Below are 18902 nucleotides of genomic sequence, written 5' to 3' on the forward strand. Positions count from 1 at the left end.
GGTCCTGATGCCGACGAGCGATACGCCCGCGAGGTGGCCGCCCTGCGGCTCGCCGCCCGAGCCGCACATCCCGTATTGCCCGCGTTGCTGGCCACTGATCCCGGCGAGCGGGTCTTGGTGTTGGAGCATCTGGATCACCGACGCCCGGCAAGTGACTGGATCGTCCACTATGCAGCCGCGTTGGCACGGCCGCATGCCGCCGCCCGCCCGGAGGGCGTTGGGGTACTTCCCCGGTGGCAGGGTCCGAACCAGGCCGGTTTCGAGTCTTTTCGGCAGCTGGCAGAGGCTCTGGATGCTCCCGTCACCTCTGGCGTGTCCGGCGCACTCAATGACCTCGTGAATCGGCGCGAGCAGGCATCTGGGCACGCCCTTCTCCACGCCGCCAGCAGCTCAGCCACGTCCCGATCCGGTAGCGGAGTGAGGCGCGCTCCTCGCTCTCCTCGAGGGCGTCGGCAAGCAGTTCCTCCAGCCCGGTCATGTGCTCTTCGGCGAACCACTGGGCTTGGGTAGTCGTCGCCGTGGCAGACCGGGCACAGGTGCTCGTGGCCGTCGAACTCGTGCCACGGCGCGCAGCCGAGTTCGCGCGGGTCCAGGACCAGGCCGTCGAGCCCGAGCGGCGCGAGGCTGATGCCGTGGTCGCGGGTGCGGGACAGGATCAGCCGCTCGGGGACGTTGTGGGCGATGGTCAGCAGATGTCCCGGTGGCCGGGCCGGGTGGGCGTGGAAGTCACCACGTGCGAGCACAGGTGTGTCTGGGGGACGGTCCCAGACCAGCAACCGCCGGGTGTGCGGCAGGGATCGCTGGTGCCCGCACGCCCGGCAGGCGTGGGCGACGGCACCGGTCATGTGGCCACAGCGGGCGCAGAGCCGGACCTCGGTGGGAACGACCGCCAGGACACGCTCGTGCAGGAGGCGTTCGGTCATCTCCAGCGCGCGGGCGGCCACGACGGGTGTGGTGTCGGTGAGAACGCCACCGGCCGGGGCCGCGCCCGGCGCATACTTGGCGGCGATCGCGCGTTCCTCCCGCTCCTGCCGGCCGACGGTGTCCCGGTCGGGGGCGTCACGGTGGCGCAGGTCTCCGGCCAGAGTGACGGTGTTCCACAGTTGCGGGACCGGCCCGGCGCCCAAGAGGGCGTTGAGAGCTTCGGCCGCGCGGATGCCGGCTGCCTTACCCGGCCGTTCAGCGATGGTGAAGGGGCCGTTCTGTACGGGCCCGTTGATGTACAGGACATTCATGGCCGCAGCCTCCTCAGCAGTCGGGTTGGGCAGCACTGCGGGCGTGGAACTGGCCGTCGACCTGTTCGTAGACCAGGACAGCGGCGTTGGGTGTCTTACGCACACGGGCCTCGTCGACCAGTTCCGTCACCGGCCGGCACTCCAGGACCGCTCGCAGCGCGAGGATCGCGGTGTGGTGCGTGAACGCCACGACATCCGCCGCGGACGCGGTTGCGAGGCCGTCGACGAACGCCGTGGCCCGCCGCAGGACACCGCTCGCGAGGGACTCCCCACCGTCGCCGGGAGGCGTCCACAGGTGCTTGCGGGTCTGCCGGTCTTCCGTCCCCTCGGGGTAGGTGGCATACAGCTCTTGTCTGGTCATGTAGGTGGCCGCGCCGTAGTGCTGCTCGTTGAGGAGGGCGGTCACCTCATAGGGCAGGCCCGGCAGAGCAAGCGCGGCGGTGTCGAGAGCGCGGCGGTACTGCGAGGTACGGACCGCCGGTGCGGGTCCGGTCAGGTCCCGCACCGTCTGCCGCAGCCACAGGCACTGGAGGAAGCCACGGGGCGTCAGGCCGACAACGTCCCGAGACAGGGCATGCGCGGCCGGCCCGGCCCACGGACGGGGGTTCTCGTAAAAGCCGGTGTACTTGGTGGCGTTCTCGACGGACTCGGCATGGCGAACAAGGCAGAGCATCGTCATCCTCTCTGTGAAGGTGCCGTGCTGGACAGCGTCGTGCCCACGCAGGATGCGGGCACGGCGCCTGACCTCATTGACCGAATCCACGCGCTGATCTCGTTCCAGTCGCGCGGGTAGTGGTGCAAGCTCGGGACGGATGGGCACGGCGGCTCCGCTACTCGCTGCCCGCGGCCTGGCGGTGCTCGAAGGCTTCGAGCAACTCGTCCAGGTCGTTCGGCTCGGGTGCGGTGCCGACCCAGTCGCCGGTCTTGGTGAACACCTCCACGTCGGTGGTGTCGGCGTCGAACCAGCAGATGTACGACCCGTGCCGGGCGGCGGGGCCGGGGCGGCACGGAGAGCCCGTCAGGCAGAGACGGCGGCGGGGGAGTCGAGGCCCACGCCGCGCAGCGCGTCCAGGACGTACGCGTCGAAACGGGCCTGGTGCTGGGCGGCGACCGCGTAGCCGGTGGCGCGGCCGTAGGCGTAGCTGTACGCGTACATGCTGACGTCGGTGTCGGCGAGGGCCTGGTCGACGGCGCGGCGCGCGAGGTGCTCGATCCAAGTCTGCGCGGCCGACTCGCGGCGGGCGTGCGACGTGGTGAGGGCCACCGCCTGCGCCCACCGTCCGCTGCCGCAGGTGCGGCCGCCGCACTGCGCCCAGTTCCACTCACGCTGGCGCATGCCCTCGGGGTCGGCGTCCCAGTCCGCGGCCCAACGGACGGCCTGCTCGGGGCTCTGCTGCTGGACGACGTCCAGGACGTCGCGGCCGGCGGCGCCGAGCGCGCGGTGGGCGTCGGTCTCCTCGAGGGCGAAGTCGAGGGCCTCCAGGTCAGCCTCGCTGGCGCGCAGGGCAAGCTGGACCAGCTCGACGCCGAAGCAGCCCGCCGATCCTCCGCAGTCAGCCTCCGCATGCCGACGTTCGGCCAGATCGCCGCTCGCGATGCGTGACAACCCGATAGGCCCCTGTCGTGAAAGTCCTGGTCATGTCGGATCTGGCATAGATGAGTGGCGTCGTTGTCAGTGGCGCTGTGCATGATCGGCGCATTAGCTCTTCGCTGAGATAGAGATAGGGAAGTGCCGTGCCCATCACGAACCAGCAGGTAGCAGGACGAGCGTTCCTGCAGCCGATGTACGACGACCCGTACTTCCCTGATCGCGTGGTCGACCGAGGGAAGGTAATCCTGCTGCAGCTGTGCGGGCGTATTGAGGCCAAGCAGCCGTCGGATCTGGAGACCTTGTATGCGCTCACCCAGGCTGCGACCGAGGAGTTCAACCTGCTGGACAGGGAGTTCATGGCGGCAGGGAGCGGGATCGAGACAGTTGCGCGTGAGTGGATCTGTGACGAGTTTTGTCTCGTCGCGTCGGCATACGGGTTCACGGACGCAGATGCGGAGGAGCTGACCGCCGGCCGGGACTGGTGAATGAGGACGGGAAGGCCACCCTCCTCCGACCTGCGGGAGTTGCTTGGTTCAGAGAAGCCTGCATCTGCTGTCCGATGCTGACGCCCAACCCAAAGATGCTGCCCCGCCTGGACGAGCTGGAGGAGGACCTCCTCGCACGTCGTGAACGGGCCTTCGCGGAGGACTGGCGGGGTGAGATCGATGGCATCGACCTCACCCTCAGCTTCCTGCGGAGCAAGCGACAGCAGGTCGCACGCTTCGAGCGTCACGGGCCTGTGTCGCTGGGGCTTCCTACGGTTCCTCCTCAGGGAAAGCAGGTCAAAGGGTCGTGATCAGCACCGCGGAGGCCAGAGCAAAGCGGCCAGGGCGTGAGGGACGTCGGCGCAACGCTCAGTTGCTCGTTGTTGCCAGCTTCGCCGCGAAACCGAGGAACAGCGCTCCCGCCCCCGTCGTGAGGCCCGCTGACAGCTTCCGGCGGCGGCGGAACTGCGTGGCGAGGTACGTACCGCCGAGAATCAACGCGGTGACGTACGCGATGCTGATGACTTGGTAGACGAGTGCGAGCAGCGCGAACGACAGCCCCGGGTACGCGTACTGGGGATCGACGAACTGCACGAAGAACGAGATGAAGAACAAGATCGCCTTCGGGTTCAGGACGGTGATCACCAACGAGCGCCGGAACAACCTTCCGCCCGCCGAGGGGTCCGGGGTGGCCGCGGCATCCTCTGCGGTCTTCTCGTTGCGGCGTCGCCACATCGCCCACGCCGCCCGGATCATGCCCACCGCGATCCAGCTCAGGTAGCCGGCGCCGACGTACTTCACGATGGCGAACAGCAGCTCGTTGGTCTGCAGCAGCGAAGCGAGCCCAGCAGCCGTCGCCACCATGAGCAGGGTCTCGCCCAGGAACACCCCAGCCGCGGCGCGATAGCCAGCCCTGACCCCGAGCCGTGCGGCGACCGACAGCGTGAACAAAGAACTCGGCCCCGGCAACAGAATGATCAGCAGCGCGCCCAGGGCATAGGTCAGCAGATTCTCCACTCCCAGCATTCCGGCACCCTTCTCTTCGCCCGCCGGGGTCCGGCGGGCGGCCGAGCCCCATGCGGCACGGCTATCCGACGTTGTTTCCCGTGCGCACGTTGTGCGCGCTCACCATCTCATCCACCTCGCCGATGCGCTCCAGGGCATACTTCTCACTGATGTGGGTGAAGTTGTCCGCCCAAAAAGCGCCCAGTTCGTCGATGTCGAGCAAGTCCTGATCACCGAACCTGGCGAACATCTCCTCCCGGTCCTCCCGCGTCACGGTGATTCCTAGAGCAGCCAGGTAGCTGTCGATCTCGGCGCTGCTTTTGAAGAAGTTCGGCCGCTCGTAGTCGACCAGCAGATCCCATGCCGGACTGTTCGGCAACGGAATAAACCGCGAGAACTCAACCGAGGAGAGCTCCACCTCGCCCAGCATCTGCCGGATCCCGGCGATGGTGCGGTCCAGCGTCTCCGGCCGCTCTCCCGGAGCGCCGGCGATGTACGAGGCATGAACCGAGATGCCCGCCTTGTTCAGCATGCGGATGGCTTCGAGATTGGTTTCGCCGGTTGTCTTGTTCTTCCGCTGTGCCTCGAGCATTTCGGGGTCGGCGGCGTCCAGCCCGATGTTGGCACGCGTGACGCCGAGCCGCCGGAGCTTGTCGACGTTGTTGCGCTTGGTCAGCCCGAGGGCGCGCGCATAGACCATGATCTGCAGCTCGCCGTCGTCGATACGGCGCTTCAGGTGCGGCGGCGTGGCGTCGATGAGGGCGTCCACGTAGCGGGGACTGGCGGTGAAGCTGTCGTAGACCTCAAAGAACAGATTGATTCCATGCTCGCGGTTGTACTGGTCGATCGCTTTCCAGAATCCGCGGGGATCACCCGTGTTGACGGTCAGGTCCGCGATGGAGCAGTAGGTGCAGCGCTTGTAGCCGTTCTCGCAGCCGCGTGCGTTGTTCACCGTCACCGGCCGCACCTGGTGACCGTGGAGGTGGCCGAACTGCGTGCGGTAATTGTCGGCATAGACGTCGAGCACGTCGTCGATGAAGGATAAATCCGGAATCGTGTTGCGCAGCGAGAGCGCGTACTTCGGTGCCGGATTGAGGTGAACCCGGCCGTCGTTCCGGTAGGCGAGCGAGGACACCTCGGACATGCTGCTGCCGTCGAGCAGAGCGCGGACCAGTTCCACGAACGGAATCTCGCCCCCGTCGTTGGCTATCACATAGTCGATCTGGGGCCTGTTACGAAGGATCATCTCGGGAAAAAAGATTGCGTGGTCGTCGCGAGAACGACCTTTGCCCCGCACGCCTTGGCGGTATCGGCGATCTTCAGGGCCTCGGAGTAGGTCGGGGTCAGCGCGCTGACCCCGACGACATCGGGCGCGAAGGCCCGAACGGCCTGCTGCACGGTCTCGGTGTTGCTGATGCCGCCGTCGACGACCCGGATGTCGACTCGGTCACCCAACGCTTCTCGCGTCGCCGTGGCGAGCTGGATGATCCCTATGTGCGGGTAGCAGGCGTAGTTCGATGCGTTCCTGTTTGCGGTGAGGTTGGGGGCATTCGCGAGCAGTACCTTCAACGTCATTCCATCACCTGGCGCAGGGAGAGCGAAGTGGACGGGCCGGCAGAGGCCCGCCCGTACAGACGGATCATGAACAGTTGCACGCGGAATATGTATGTACCAGGCATCAATCAGCCAGAGCGGCGACTGAAACCGGACTACCCGATTCCATTCGGCCATATGAAGACGATCAAGACACTGGAGTGAGGCCCCGGGGCGGTCCGCCCGGACCCGCTGGTCGTCTACCTGGTTGGTCGCCACTGGAGCGACGCCGCGCAGCTGCCGCCAGGAACTGGCCCGGCTGCTGGGCACGTACGCGGCCCGGGTGATCACGCCGCGCGGCTCCACGGCCGTGACCGGCCTGGAGCTGATGACCGCCTTCCACCCGGCGACCCGCGCGTCCGAACCCGACGCCGAGGGCCGCCGGCACTCCGAGCGCAACCCCGGCGGGCTGGGCTCGGACCCGGTCGACTGCGCGCCGTGCGAGGCCCCCGACGGCCACCCGCTGCTCGCCGACCTGCCGCGCTTCCACCAGCGCACCCCGGCCGAGATGCTGATGGAAGAGGCGTACGACTGGGCGCGTCCGATGACCGACGAGGAGTGCCTGCGCAGCAACCTGGTCGGCATCGACGTGAACATGGCCTTCGCCGCCAGCGCCAACGGCCTGGTAGTCGGCCTCGGAGCCCCCACCCACGTCAAGGCACCGGTGTTCGACGCGAAGCTGCCCGGCTCCTGGCTCGTCGACCTCTCACACGTCGACCTCTCCCGGGTGAAGTCCGGCAAGGACTGGGTGCAGCTCGACAGGGACCTCATGCCCAGCCCGTTCACTCCGAAGGGCAACCGCCCCGAGGGGCCGGCCTGGTACGCGACGCCGACCGTCGCGTACGCGGTGGAGCTCGGCTACGACGTCGCCCCGCTCGAGGCGTACGTCCGGTACGAGAACGGCCGCTACCTGGACGCCTGGTACGGCCGTCTGCGCGACGCCTACCTGGCGACGATGGGCGACCTCGGCGTCGGCCGACCTGCCGCCCGAGGAGTTCCTCACGGCGATGGACGGCTACCGCGACCGTGACCCGGAGATGGCGATCGTCGTCTCGGCGATCAAGGCCACGGTCAAGGGCGGCATCGGCAAGCTCCGCGAACGGCCCCGCGGTGAGGGCTGGAAGCCGGGACAGCCATGGCGGGCCCTTTCCCGGCCGACCTGGCGCCCCGACATCCGCGCCGCGGTCATCTCCCGGACCCGCATCAACATGCACCGCAAGATCCTCAAGCACGCCGCCTTCACCGGCCAGTACCCGGTCGCGATCCTCTCCGACTGCGCCGTCTACGCCGTCGACGGCACCTCGCCGCTGGACTTCCTGCCCTACCGCGAGGGCAAGCCGCTGCCCGGCGGGTGGAAGCTCGGCGTGAACCCGGGCCTGGTCAAGCACGAAGGCACCCAGACCGTCCTCTGGGGCGAAGGCGTCCGCGAGCACGGCGACCTCAACCTCGCCCGGTACATCAAGGACGGCACCATCACCCACACCGACGGCAGGGAGTAGACCGCGATGGCACAGCTCGGGGACGGCCTCAACCAGGCAGTGGCGAAGGCGTTCACCCGCCCGATCCCGAAGTCGGCGGGCGCCCAGATGCGCTACCTGGTCAAGCAGTACAAGTCCACCAAGGCCGCTGCGGCCGCGCTCGGCATCACCCAGCGCACCGTCGAACGGTACATCAAGGACCAGATCAAGAAGCCGCGCCCCGAGCTGGCCGACCGCATAGAGCGAGAGGTCAAAAAGCGGTGGCAGCCGCAGATCCGCGCCAAGGCCAAGAAGACGGCGGCCACCACCGGCGGGATCGTCGTCGACACACGGGCCCGCTTCGGCTACACCGCCGCCCCCGGCACCACCGACGACGGACGACTCCGCCACCTCACCGTGGCGCTCCCGCCCGAGTTCGCCGGCCGTCTCTTCGACGCCCAGGACGCGGGGGCGACCGAGCAGCAGCTGCGCGACATCGCCGCTGAGGGCCTGCAGGAGATCTACTTCAAGGACCGCGGCCGCCGAGCCGGCGGCCTCCTGGTGGAGTTCACCGACATCGACCACATCGAGTTCGACCTGTAGGCCCCGGGCAACGAGTGGGGCCGAGTCGACGATTGTGATTGACCGCCTGAGCTGGCGAGTTAGCAGTGTGGCGGATTGCGCAGCCGAGACGTCCTTGGGGGAAGGCCAAACCCTTCCCCCCAAGAGGGAAGCAACGGCAACATTCGGTGCATGGCTCCATCTGCGCCCACGGCGGACCAGAGGCAGAGGCTGCTAGACGACCATGCGGCACATCGGACATGGATGCAGAAAAACAAGATCAATGAACATCCGTACGCCCTGACTGAGGATCCCTTCACCGGCCTCATCCTGGCCGGCTTGCTGAATCCGGAGTCCGCCCCGTCTGTGTACCGCGCTCTGCTCGCCGACCTCAATCCATCGTCACGGGCTCACGATGCCCTGCCCCTGTCAGCCTACTGGCCGTCCAGCGGCGTCGATCTCGTGGTCGAAGCCCAACAGCGAGATCGTCGCGAACTTGTTGTGGTCGAGCACAAGCGCTTCACCTCCCCCTCTCACGCCCCGGGCTACAAGAAGAACCCCGATGCTCGCTGGCAGACTGACCAGGTCTACGAAGCCGCGACCAGTGATTACTGGCCTCGATGGATGTATGAGACTGACCCGAGTCTCCCGGTGAGATTCATAGTTCTCGACGGCTACGGGAAGTCCATGGAACAGCTCTATCCGGGCGGTCTGCACAACGAGAAGTGGGCAGTCACCAGCTACTCGCAATTTGGAGCGGTCCTCAGGGCCGAACATGACCGGGGAGTGAGAGGGCTGATACCGCTGCTGGCCACCCTTTATGCCGGAGGTCGTCCCAAGTTATAGACGCGGACCAAGCGTCGAAGGGGCCTCAGGCGACGCCGTCGCCGGGTGGCGGCCCGCACGCGTTCCCTACTCGTCGGGGTCCGGGCTCCAGGCCGCGGATCCGCCCCCGCGCCACTCGATCAGCAGCCCGTCGTCCAGGTCGACGTCGTCGGGGTCGAGTCCGGCCCGGCGCAGGAACTCCAGGAGGTCGCCGGGGCCCATGGCGCGGCCGAGGGGCCGGCCGTCGGCGTGGACGCGGCGGCGGCCCTGAGCGTCCAGCGGGTGGACGGTCACGTGGAGGCCGGGGCCTATGTCTGCGTGGCTGCAGGTGCTCATTCGAAGATTCCCAGGGCGGTGTCGGGGCGGCATTGCGGTTCTCTGTCAAGTCCGAGTGTGTTGCTTGTGCTCAGTGTTGTGCCTCGGAGCTCAGCCAAGGATGGGGCGATCGCTTACTGTCTGTAGCTCCGCTTGCTGTTCCTTGGCCTGCCTATTCAGTCTGAGGATCTACGACCAGTCGGCAGCGGAACCACGGAGGAGCGGGTGCGGTTCTGCTCGCCGCGGAGCTGTTCGTTCTCGACTTCGAGGACGTTCACGATTCGTGCCAGCGTCTCGGTGTCGGCCTTGAGTCGCTTGTTGTCTTCCAGCACTTCGGCGAGCCGTTCCTGGGTCCGCTTCAGTTCCTCTCGGAGCTTCTTCTCACTGTCAGGAACGTGCCCCTGGGCGCGCACTTTCGCGTAGAACTCGTTTTTGAGGTCGGTGTGCCGGTGCGTGAGAACGTGCCGTTTGACGTTCGCCTCGACGGCGAGCGCGACCACGGCCAGGGCTCCGTCGGACTTCAACGGAGCGCCGGCCAAGAGTCGGTTCATCGCGGCCCGGATCTTGTCCCGCTCGTTGGTGTTGTTCCTGCTCATGGCATCAGCTGGTCCTGGTCGGCGGTGATGCGGTTGGCATGGTGCCTTTCTGCGAGCGCGGTCAAAGCCTCGGCTTTGCGCCGGAGCCGGTCGGCCAGCGGTTCAGGAACGAGTGAGGCTTCGGCCTGCTCGCGGAGGCTGTCGGCGGCGTCCTTCATCTGGCGAGCCTGTCCGTCGGTGCGGGCGATGTTCGCGCACTTGTTGTGGCAGCGGTCAAGGCTCAGAGCCTCGTTCTTGCCGCCTCGACCGGGATGGCAGAGTGCCTTGGCCTGGTCGTAATTGCAGAACAGGTAGGACTCCTTGTTCTCGAAGACATTGAGGGCGGGATCGGCCAGCAGGTTGCGAGCCTGCCGAGTAGAAGTGATCATGCCGCTGAAGCGGTGGTGTTCCTGTGCGGCGGCTTGGATAAGGCGGCGTGCTGCGGGCCCAGAGACACCTTTGCCTTCTGCGAGGGCCTCGTGGGTGTTACTGAGGTGCTCCGCAACCGTGCGGGCGGTCTCGAAGTCCAGAAGATCGTGGATGCCGTTGCGCGAGCGGGCTCCGTAGCCCTGGCTGATCAGCGTGCGCATGTGACCGTACTGAACGGCCAGAGCCACCAGCCCGCCCCGGGCGACGGGCGATATGCCAGGCCAGAGTGCGGCGGAAGCAGCAACAACTGGCCAAGTCGTTCGAGGAGAACCCCCTCGGCTCCAGCGGCAGGGGCATGAAGGCCACGCAGCTCACAGACCTTGCGATGAGCGCCACGGACGAGCGGAAGAACCTCGCCAACAAGTTCATCGACATGGAGAAGGCCAACGAAACGATGATGAACGGCTAGCCGGAAGGCGCAACAGCTGGCCCGCGAGGCCCTACTCGCCACCGCCACCGCCACCGCCACCGCCACCGCCACCGCCACCGCCACTGGAATGTCCGCCGAAGTGTGTGCCCGTGCCCCAGTCGGAACCGGAGCCGCCGTCAAACCCACCGCCCGTGCGCCTCCGACTCCGGCCACCACGGGATCCACCCGGCGACCCCTGGCGCGCCCGGGGTTGCGCCGGTCCGTCCGGGGCGATGGTGATCCCGCTGAAAACGTACGCCGGCACGCTCGCGTCGCGCCCGGCCACCTGTAGTTGTCGCCTGCCCCGGCGGGTCACCCGGCGACCCGCGCCCGCCACCATGCCCCGTGCTGCCAGCCGGCCACCGATGATCTCCTCTACCTCCGGGAAGCCCCGCATGGCAGCGCGCACGGCCTCGATGCTCTTGCCACGCCGACAGAAGGCGACCACAGCACGCTCGACCGCATGCCCGGGAGGTCGCTCCCCGCCCACAGCACGCACCCACCGCTCGTGCACCACCAGCAACCCGCGTCTGTTCAGCTCGATGATCACACTGTCCGCCACGCGCTCGGCCCCGCCCGCCAGGAACGCAACCTCGTACACATCCAGAGGCCCGATCCCCCCGCCCGAACCCCGCGCCAACCACCGGAACAGCCACCGCATTCCAGACCCCCCCCGTCTCAGGCCACCTCATCTGCTAGCAGTGTCACCCGCCGACACAGCCCCCAACCCCAACCCCAACCCCAACGAGGCTTTCACAAGGAGTGAGCGCGTACATGGCCAAGGCGTCAGATACCGCGCTCAGCGGCCAATCCCCGGGCCCGTCACCAGTGGCGCAGCCCGGGTTGGCTTCGGTTGGGAGCACAGGGGCGGTGGCGGATCGTCCAGGACGCCCGCTAGCACTGAGCAGCCACGAACCTCCCCCGCAGCGTGAACCCGTCCTGCTGCGGCACAGGATCCAGCCGGCCCTCACGCGCCTCCGCCAGCCACTTCCACACCGTCCGGACCGTCACCCCGGCAGCCTCAGCCATCACCCGCACGTGCAGAGACGACACCGACCCCGGCCCCTGGTCCACCGCCAACAACCGACGCACCACCACACCCCGCGCCAACCGGCCGCCCTCACCCATACCCACCAGCACACCCGCACACCGCACTCAGGCTGGCCGCAAACAGAAATGGGCAACCCCATGACAGCCAAGACCATCAGGCCCGCAGCTACGCGAGAAGGAGCGAAGAGCATCTATGGCATGACTGGGTCGTCATCGCAGTAGGTACCAGTCCTCGTACTACGCTTCCAGGGCCGTAAGGCCGGGCTTCGTAGGCTGTTCGGCGAGGACCGGTGCTCGAAGGAGTTCCGCGACGTCATCCAGAAGATCCGCGCCAACACCATCGACGACGAGGTCAGGGAGTTCGCCCGGGTCCGGTCGCCCAAGAACTACCTGAACGCCTACAACGCCAACCGGACCCCCATCCTGCTGACCACCGCCTGGCACGAGACGATCTTCTCGGTACCCGCCGTCATCGGCCTCTTCACCGACCTGACGGGACCCAAGTCGCTCCTCATCCAGGTCGGCGACCGCGACCACGGCAACGGCGAGCTCCCCGGCCTCATGGGCCTCATGTCCAAGCCCACCGAGATGGCCTACCGCTGGCTGGACCACCATCTCGGCGGCACCGCCGGCGACGGAGCGAAGCCGCAATTCGACGTCCGCTCGGAGTACATGCACAACTCCTGTCCGACGTCCGCCACCCCGACTGGAAGAGCTACGCGCTGCCGAAGAAGCGCTTCCACCTCGCGGGCGCTGCCGCCGGTGAGCGCGACGGGCGCATGTCCGAGGGGCCGGCGCAGGCAGGCTGGTCCCATTCGGTGAAGACCACCGGCGAGAGCACCGAAGCCGTCGTCGCCCCCAAGCTCATCCAGATCACGCCAGACCCCAGCGGAGCTTCGTCGCGGTCCACTCCGCGCCGTACCGGCACAACGCCTCCGGCGACGGCGGCAGCCACTGGGCCGGATCCTGATCCGCCTTGGACCGGTTCGAGCGAGCCGTCACCGCCACCAGAGAGGCCGTCTGGCCCTGGTCGTTCGCGTACGCCTCTCGCCTTTGCGCGGTCCACGAACTGGCGCCCGAATCCCAGGCTTCCGCGAGGGGCACCATGTGGTCGATGTCCAGCCGCGCCGGGTCCGTCACGGACACCTCGTCGTAGTACGACACCCACATACCCCCACTCAGAACGCAGCCCGGACCGATCTCGGGGTACTCGACCGCCTCGGCCAGCAGCACCTCCTGGCGGGTGCTACAGCCATCGGCCGGCAGGTCCCCGGCATTCCAGTGCCGGAAGCTGGTACGCCGGTAACCGGTCCGGTCCTCGATGGCGACCGGCAGCGCGGTCACCGCGACGCCCATCGGGAAGATCTACGGGACCGCGGTGCGCTCCTCGGCGGCTGCGCGGTCGTTGCGGGCAGGGTCAGGGCGAGGGCAGCGGCGGCCGCGGTGGCGGCCCGCACGATCATGATCATCACGTGGCGGTTCTACCGGCCGCCCACACACCCGCGACAGAGCCCTGAGCGGCGGTTCACTCCCCCGGACCCGTCCGGTTCACCGCGGAAACGCCACTGCACCTGGGGACGCGCCGAAGGGGCCGAAGGGTCAGTCTGTGTCCGTCCCTCGGCCGGCGCTGTGCAGCGGATCCCGGCGCCGGAGTGCCGGTCCGGCACCGGCCTGGAGCCCTCCCGTGCTCGGCGCTCCGGTCCACCGGGACCAGGCCGCCGCAGTCGTGTGAACGAGTAGTGCCATGGCCGTTCGCCAGCGCGCGGCGGGCGGCCTTGTCGGCGGGCGGCCGGCGGCCGCGGCCGAGCCCTGACCGAACCGGGGGCCCCCTCTGACCTGCGGCTCGGTTGCCAATCCGGTCCGGGGTCAACGTGTTCCAGAAAGAACGCCCGGAAGTGATCTTGCCAAACTCAACACTCATGTGACTTGCTGAAGTCATTCAATGACCGTCCGTATCTGGCGGTCGGTGAACCGGTAAAGGATGACGATGAGCATGGTCAACGCAGCAACGGCGGAGGGCGGCTTCGGCCCTCCGATCAGCACGGTCGCGGGGAGCGGGGTCGCGGGCTTCGCGGGGGACGGCGAGCCGGCTGTCTCCGCTGCACTGAACCGCCCGCTCGGGGTGGCGATGGACAGCACGGGCACCCTCTACGTCGCCGATTCCGGCAACCACCGGGTCCGGAAGATCACGGCCGACGGGAAGATCAGCACGGTGGCCGGCACCGGCGTCGCCGGCTTTGGCGGGGATCAGGGCCCGGCGTTTTCCGCAAAGCTGAGCAGCCCGCACGGGGTGGCGGTGGACAGTGCGGGCACCCTCTATATCGCTGATTCCGGGAACCACCGGATCCGGAAGATCACCACCGACGGGAAGATCAGCACGGTCGCGGGGGGCGCGACCGCGGGCTTCGACGGTGACGACGGCCCCGCCTCCTCCGCGCTGCTCAACAACCCGCACGGGGTGGCGGTGGACAGCACCGGCGTGCTCTACATCGCCGACCGCGGCAACCACCGGATCCGGAAGATCACCACCGACGGGAAGATCAGCACGGTCGCGGGGGGCTCGACCGCGGGCTTCGACGGTGACGACGGCCCCGCCTCCTCCGCGCTGCTCAACAGCCCCCACGGGGTCGCGGTGGACAGCACCGGCGTGCTCTACATCGCCGACCGCGGCAACCACCGCGTCCGGAAGATCACCGACGGGAAGATCAGCACCATCGCCGGCACCGGCACCGCGGGCTCCGGCGGTGACGACGGCCCCGCCTCCACCGCCCAGCTCGACAGCCCCCACGGTGTCGCGGTAGACAGCACCGGCGTCCTCTACATCGCCGACCACGGCAACCACCGGATCCGCAGGATCACCACCGACGGGAAGATCAGCACGGTGGCCGGCACCGGCGTCGCCGGCTTTGGCGGCGATCAGGGCCCGGCGGTTTCCGCTCAGCTGGACCGGCCGATGGGCCTGGCTGTGGACTGCGTCGACACCCTCTACATCGCCGACTCCGACAACCACCGGATCCGCAAGATCACGTCGCCGAAGACGGCCGGGCTGCCCGATTCGGGCACGGTGGTCTCCTGGGCCAACGTCCGCAGCAGGCTGCGGATGGGGATCGCGCGCGAGTCCACCGCGGACGGGGCAGAGGTCCACCAGTTGCTCGCCGTACCCAGGGGTCACCAGCGGTGGCGGCTGGTGGCGGCCGGCCAGGACGACGGCGACGTCTTCTACCGGATCGAGAACGTGCGCAGCGGCAAGGTCGTGGAGGTCGCAGCGCAGGAAGCGGCCGGGGCGGTGGCCGTGCAACGCGCCTACGAAGGTGCCGGCGCCCACCACCAGCAGTGGAAGCTGATCCCGGTGGGCTCGGGGAGCGACACCCCGCAGGTGTATGAGATCGCCAACCGCCAGAGCGGCCTGCGCCTGAGCGTCGACACCAACGCCCGCGCGGCGATCAAGCAGCAGGAGGCGGAAGGCGACGGCCGAAGCAGCCAGTGGCAGTTGCTGCCCGCCTGACGTACGGGTGGTCAGGGGCTCCCTCGCCCCTGACCACCCCGGACGGCGGTGGCGGCCTATAACCACACCCAGCCACATGTCCGCCTTCGCCCTCGGCTCCTCAATCACCCTGTGTCTCGGGCAGCACGCCCCTGACGACGCCGACGATCGCTGCGTGCGCGAGCCGGTTGACTTCGAAGCTGCTCCACCCGCGCGCCGATCGGACCCCACAGCGCCGCGCGCACGGCCTCGGGGTCGGCGGCCTCCACCGCCCGCGACCACCACCGCGGGCCGGCGTCCGCTGGCGGGACCAGGCCCGAACCCACCGCCCACCGCCAAGCCGCCACCGGTACCCGCAGCCGGGCCGCGGCCTGGTTCTCGTCGTACAGCTCCCGCACCGAACGCGTCATGAATCGCACTTCGATCGCATATCGATGGCTCGACCATCGGGCCGCGACGGAAATGTGCCGAAAGATCCGACTTATTGTCAATAGTCCTGATTCTGGGGCGAGTTGGGGGCACACCGCATAAGCCGCCTACGCGTACGCGAGGGGAAAAATCACCCCCGCGGGGGACCGTGAACCGGCGCCGGACAGACGGAAGCGGGGGCCGCCGCAGCAGCCCCCGCCACTCCCCCGGACGGCCTACAGGTAGTCGACCCGGTCCGCCGCGAAAGTGCCGCTGTGTGCGGGCCGTACAGCGGCATGTCCGTCAGCCGGAACCGCTCCACCCGGCCCCCAGGCCGCCGGACGGGGACGACGACGCCCGGCCGCTCGGCGCTGGCGAACCGCTCCGGGCGGGCGTCGGTGGCGAGCGGGGTGTACCAGCGGGTGATGCGCTTCATGGCGGTGCCTTCCTGGTCAGGGCCCCTGTGGCCCCTCTCCACCCCTTGGGGAGGTCTCACGGCCAGGAGGGCAGCAGCGGCCCGAAATCCCGCCCTAGATGATCTAGGTATGTGGAGGTATGTCCGGGTGATCGGACGGCGCGGCATGGGGGTCTGCCTAGGTCTAGAAATCGAACATATGAGCACTCCGTCCCCAGGAGCGCACCATGACCTCCCCCACTCCCCCCGCCGAGCAGCCGCAGGGCGGCCGACGACCGATCGTCACGTGGGCGCCGAGCCAGACCGGCCCGTGCGCGAAGTGCCACCTTCTCTGCACTTCACCACATAGTGCGCGGCGATGCGGAGACCTCACGGGCGGCGGTTGTGGCCGCCGCCAATGGCTGGGCCAGTCTGGGTAAGGGCTCGGCTGTCACTTGTAATCAGCGTCGACGCTGCCCTTCCTCGCCTCACAAACCCAGAGATGAAACGGACAACACACAAACGCCAGGGCTCGGGTGCGCTGAATGCATGATCTGACCGGGGCTACCGGTGTAGCGATCAGGTGAGGGAGGCGTTCGCCGCGTATCAAGCCACACCCTTGCGCCGTTGTCCGTTCTGCATTCCCGAACAAAATCCGCGCTGCCGATTCGTTCACGCATCCAGCGGCAATACGGCGGCATTCCACAGGACCGGAGAACACCATGCGTACGCCCCATGATGGTGAGGAGGGAGGACGTACGCCGCTTGAACCCTTGGTTGGGCATCGTGCTGCCGTTGGCCATGGGAATCACCCCGGCACACGCGCAGGGGGCGCAGCTGGAGATCGACAAGACCGCGACGGGGGGCTTCGTCCGGGGCGGGACCGGTCAGTACACCATCACCGTCACCAACACCGGCACGGAGCAGTGGACCGCCCCTGCCGGCGTCAGCGACATCCTGCCCCCGGCGGGGCTCACGCCCGTAAACGTCACTACCTCTGACCCCGCCCAGTTCGATTGCGCCTTGGTCGACAATGGATTCACGTGTGACAGTCAGGGCCCCATCCCGGCTGGTGCAACGTACACCTTCACCTTCAACGTCGCTGTCGCCGCAGATGCCCCATGCTTTGTCACCAACGAGGCGCTGATCACCAGCGGCGCAGCACAGGTCGACTCGGAACAGGTCACCACTTCCATCCCCGGAGGAACCTGCAACGGAGGCAACGGAGGAGGCGGTTCGATCCTCCCCATCAACCTCAACGGCATCTTCACCATGTTCAACAACATCAGCACCAACAACAACATCAACAGCCCCGGTGGCACCAACGCCACCAACCAGAACTTCACGAACACGACCCACTGAAAACCAACACCGTGGTCAGGGCCCCCGATGCGGGGCCCTGACGCGAGGCCGATCCCAACACTCTGGCCGACCCCACATCACCCGGTCGCGCAGGACGACGGGGCGAGGCAGTGCGGTCGGTTCCGTAGTCGCTCCGACGATCTCCGACTCGTGGCGTACTGCAGGGTTGAGACCACGAGCCCTGACAGAACCATCGTTGGCCGAGCACGCCGTCGAGGGCGCTCAGCGGCCCCGCATCCACAGTGACCCACTCCCACAACGAGTCCGGCCCTCAGCGGTGCGGCGCGCTTGGGTGACGCACCGGAACGGGATACCCCTGTGCCCCAAGGAACAACAGCCGTGACCCGCGCAGCATCGAGGTTCACGCACAGGAGGTCATCAATACGGTCACGACCCCCAAGGGCCGGTCAGACGACCACCGAGCCCGCGGTCACCCGTCGAGGGCCTTCGGGACCGGGCAACCGCACACGGGCGCTGGTGGTGGCGACAGCCGTCGGGGCGCTGATCGCCGGGCCGGCCGAAACGGGGGGCGCCATCCGCCACCATTCTGCCGCCCACACCGCCTCCATCCCGGCCGCACATGGCCGCATGCCGGTCCATGGATGGGCGATGGCAACCGCGCCAGGCAATGCCGCCGCTGCCCTTCGGGTCGAGTTACTGCGGGCGGTTGTGCGAGAGACCTTTCCCCACGATCCCCGAGCGTTTACCCAAGGTCTGGAGTTCCGTGGCGCCACTCTCTACGAGAGCACGGGGCTGGTCGGCCAGTCCTCCCTGCGCGCCGGCCCGCCAGGCAAGCCGCCCACTCGATCCGTCGGACTGCCGGCGCCGTTGTTCGGCGAGGGCATCACGCTGTCCGGTGCCAGACTGTGGCAGCTCACCTGGCGTAACGGCATCGCGATCGAGCGCGACCCCACCACACTCGCGGAACGTCGGAGAGTCAGCTACCGGGGCGAAGGCTGGGGCCTGTGCCACCAGCACGACGCCGGGCGTGAACGGCTGGTGATGAGCGACGGCACCGACCGACTCACCTTCCGCGACCCCGACACCTTCACAGCGACGGGCGGCATCACAGTGCAACACGACGGCGCGCCCGCTACAGGCCTCAACGAATTGGAATGCGCGCCCGACGGCTTCGTCTACGCCAACGTGTACCCCACGAACACGATCCTGCGCATCGACCCGGACACCGGGACCGTCGTCGCAAACATCGACGCAGCCGGACTCCTGACCGCATCCGAACGCCGCACAGCCCGACAACTGAACGGCATCGCCGCCGTACCGGGAACCGACGGATTTCTGATCACCGGCAAACTCTGGCCCCACATGTTCCGAGTCACCTTCGTCCCCCGATGATCCGTCCCAGCCCAGCCGCGTGCACGATCGCCAGAGTGGCTCCACATGGACATTGGGCTTTCGATGATGGAGCCGTGACTGGCACCGGGGCCCCGCTTCGATCTGGTTAAAGGTGCCCTCCTGGCCCCGATTCGCCCCGCTTGATGTGTTGGAGAAGGTGCAGTTAACAGGTCAGCCCTGTTGCCGCTACGGCGTCGGAGCGAACTCACTTTCTCTAGGGGTGGATCGGCTGTGGTGTGACGTGGGGTGAGGTGGGTTCGTTGAGCCACTGGGACTCGTTCTCGGGGGGTGTGGCTCTGCGGCGGGTTGTTGCACGTCTCGATGCAGGAGTTGCTGATGCGGGTTTCCCGTGGTGGTGCCGTCCGGGCAGA

Annotated in this window: 19 protein-coding genes and 1 pseudogene; 9 read left to right on the forward strand and 11 right to left on the reverse strand. The window is 67.8% G+C overall.

Features of this window, described 5'->3' with window-relative positions:
* Nucleotides 1–167: 167 nt before the first annotated feature.
* From M4D82_RS00590 to M4D82_RS00600, 3 genes are all read right to left on the reverse strand, one after another.
* Nucleotides 168–1235: a hypothetical protein gene (locus M4D82_RS00590; protein WP_249764106.1), complete on the reverse strand. Its 1068-nt coding sequence runs from the start codon at nt 1233–1235 to the stop codon at nt 168–170.
* A gap of 13 nt (nt 1236–1248) precedes the next feature.
* Entirely contained in the window at nt 1249–1908 is a 660-nt protein-coding gene (locus tag M4D82_RS00595; RefSeq protein ID WP_249764107.1) for a histidine phosphatase family protein, read from the reverse strand.
* Nucleotides 1909–2253: 345 nt separating this feature from the next.
* The gene (locus tag M4D82_RS00600) at nt 2254–2841 is read right to left on the reverse strand and encodes a hypothetical protein (protein ID WP_249764108.1); all 588 of its coding nucleotides are present in this window, start codon (nt 2839–2841) and stop codon (nt 2254–2256) included.
* A 128-nt stretch (nt 2842–2969) separates the two neighbouring features.
* Between M4D82_RS00600 and M4D82_RS00605 the strand changes: the two genes are divergently transcribed.
* Both M4D82_RS00605 and M4D82_RS00610 read left to right on the forward strand, forming a co-directional pair.
* The gene (locus M4D82_RS00605) at nt 2970–3311 is read left to right on the forward strand and encodes a DUF5713 family protein (protein WP_249764109.1); all 342 of its coding nucleotides are present in this window, start codon (nt 2970–2972) and stop codon (nt 3309–3311) included.
* A 74-nt stretch (nt 3312–3385) separates the two neighbouring features.
* Nucleotides 3386–3622, forward strand: a complete 237-nt coding sequence (locus M4D82_RS00610; RefSeq protein ID WP_249764110.1) for a recombinase — start codon at nt 3386–3388, stop codon at nt 3620–3622.
* 58 nt (nt 3623–3680) lie between these two features.
* Here the strand turns inward: M4D82_RS00610 and leuE are convergent, their stop codons facing one another.
* The 3 genes from leuE to M4D82_RS00625 form a co-directional block, all read right to left on the reverse strand.
* Nucleotides 3681–4337, reverse strand: coding sequence for a leucine efflux protein LeuE (leuE, locus tag M4D82_RS00615; RefSeq protein ID WP_249764111.1), 657 nt, complete (start codon nt 4335–4337; stop codon nt 3681–3683).
* Between the two features lie 61 nt (nt 4338–4398).
* Nucleotides 4399–5562 carry a B12-binding domain-containing radical SAM protein gene (locus tag M4D82_RS00620; RefSeq protein ID WP_249764112.1) on the reverse strand — a complete coding sequence of 388 codons (1164 nt, stop codon included), beginning with the start codon at nt 5560–5562 and terminating at the stop codon, nt 4399–4401.
* Nucleotides 5559–5891, reverse strand: a complete 333-nt coding sequence (locus M4D82_RS00625) for a cobalamin-dependent protein (protein ID WP_249764113.1) — start codon at nt 5889–5891, stop codon at nt 5559–5561. The genes M4D82_RS00620 and M4D82_RS00625 overlap by 4 nt, the downstream gene beginning before the upstream one ends.
* Nucleotides 5892–6122: 231 nt before the next feature.
* On the opposite strand from M4D82_RS00625, the pseudogene tap reads away from it, so the two are divergent.
* The 3 genes and pseudogenes from tap to M4D82_RS00640 form a co-directional block, all read left to right on the forward strand.
* Nucleotides 6123–7408 (forward strand): annotated as a pseudogene (gene tap / locus M4D82_RS00630) (telomere-associated protein Tap); the annotation flags it as partial.
* Nucleotides 7409–7414: 6 nt separating this feature from the next.
* Nucleotides 7415–7969 carry a telomere-protecting terminal protein Tpg gene (gene tpg / locus M4D82_RS00635; protein WP_249764114.1) on the forward strand — a complete coding sequence of 185 codons (555 nt, stop codon included), beginning with the start codon at nt 7415–7417 and terminating at the stop codon, nt 7967–7969.
* A 222-nt stretch (nt 7970–8191) separates the two neighbouring features.
* Nucleotides 8192–8773, forward strand: a complete 582-nt coding sequence (locus tag M4D82_RS00640; protein ID WP_249764115.1) for a hypothetical protein — start codon at nt 8192–8194, stop codon at nt 8771–8773.
* 66 nt (nt 8774–8839) lie between these two features.
* Here M4D82_RS00640 and M4D82_RS00645 read toward each other — a convergent pair whose 3' ends face one another.
* The 3 genes from M4D82_RS00645 to M4D82_RS00655 form a co-directional block, all read right to left on the reverse strand.
* Nucleotides 8840–9088 (reverse strand): hypothetical protein, encoded by a 249-nt coding sequence (locus M4D82_RS00645; protein WP_249764116.1) that lies wholly within the window; start codon nt 9086–9088, stop codon nt 8840–8842.
* Between the two features lie 155 nt (nt 9089–9243).
* Nucleotides 9244–9663 (reverse strand): hypothetical protein, encoded by a 420-nt coding sequence (locus tag M4D82_RS00650; protein WP_249764117.1) that lies wholly within the window; start codon nt 9661–9663, stop codon nt 9244–9246.
* The gene (locus tag M4D82_RS00655; RefSeq protein ID WP_249764118.1) at nt 9660–10232 is read right to left on the reverse strand and encodes a hypothetical protein; all 573 of its coding nucleotides are present in this window, start codon (nt 10230–10232) and stop codon (nt 9660–9662) included. Before M4D82_RS00655 ends, M4D82_RS00650 begins: the two co-directional genes overlap by 4 nt.
* A 65-nt stretch (nt 10233–10297) precedes the next feature.
* Here M4D82_RS00655 and M4D82_RS00660 point away from each other — a divergent pair, with 65 nt between their 5' ends.
* Entirely contained in the window at nt 10298–10480 is a 183-nt protein-coding gene (locus M4D82_RS00660; RefSeq protein WP_249764119.1) for a hypothetical protein, read from the forward strand.
* A gap of 31 nt (nt 10481–10511) precedes the next feature.
* Here M4D82_RS00660 and M4D82_RS00665 read toward each other — a convergent pair whose 3' ends face one another.
* Both M4D82_RS00665 and M4D82_RS00670 read right to left on the reverse strand, forming a co-directional pair.
* Nucleotides 10512–11141 carry a TIGR04222 domain-containing membrane protein gene (locus M4D82_RS00665; protein WP_249764120.1) on the reverse strand — a complete coding sequence of 210 codons (630 nt, stop codon included), beginning with the start codon at nt 11139–11141 and terminating at the stop codon, nt 10512–10514.
* Between the two features lie 1262 nt (nt 11142–12403).
* The gene (locus M4D82_RS00670) at nt 12404–12886 is read right to left on the reverse strand and encodes an HNH endonuclease family protein (protein WP_249764121.1); all 483 of its coding nucleotides are present in this window, start codon (nt 12884–12886) and stop codon (nt 12404–12406) included.
* Between the two features lie 631 nt (nt 12887–13517).
* Between M4D82_RS00670 and M4D82_RS00675 the strand changes: the two genes are divergently transcribed.
* The 3 genes from M4D82_RS00675 to M4D82_RS00685 all read left to right on the forward strand — a co-directional run bounded on the left by M4D82_RS00675 (nt 13518) and on the right by M4D82_RS00685 (nt 18531).
* Nucleotides 13518–15035, forward strand: coding sequence for an NHL domain-containing protein (locus tag M4D82_RS00675; RefSeq protein WP_249764122.1), 1518 nt, complete (start codon nt 13518–13520; stop codon nt 15033–15035).
* A 1408-nt stretch (nt 15036–16443) separates the two neighbouring features.
* Nucleotides 16444–17178 carry a COG1361 family protein gene (locus tag M4D82_RS00680; protein ID WP_249764123.1) on the forward strand — a complete coding sequence of 245 codons (735 nt, stop codon included), beginning with the start codon at nt 16444–16446 and terminating at the stop codon, nt 17176–17178.
* 477 nt (nt 17179–17655) lie between these two features.
* Nucleotides 17656–18531, forward strand: a complete 876-nt coding sequence (locus tag M4D82_RS00685; RefSeq protein ID WP_249764124.1) for a glutaminyl-peptide cyclotransferase — start codon at nt 17656–17658, stop codon at nt 18529–18531.
* The last annotated feature ends 371 nt before the right edge of the window (nt 18532–18902 follow it).

It is taken from the genome of Streptomyces sp. RerS4, assembly GCF_023515955.1.
Classification (GTDB): Bacteria; Actinomycetota; Actinomycetes; order Streptomycetales; family Streptomycetaceae; genus Streptomyces.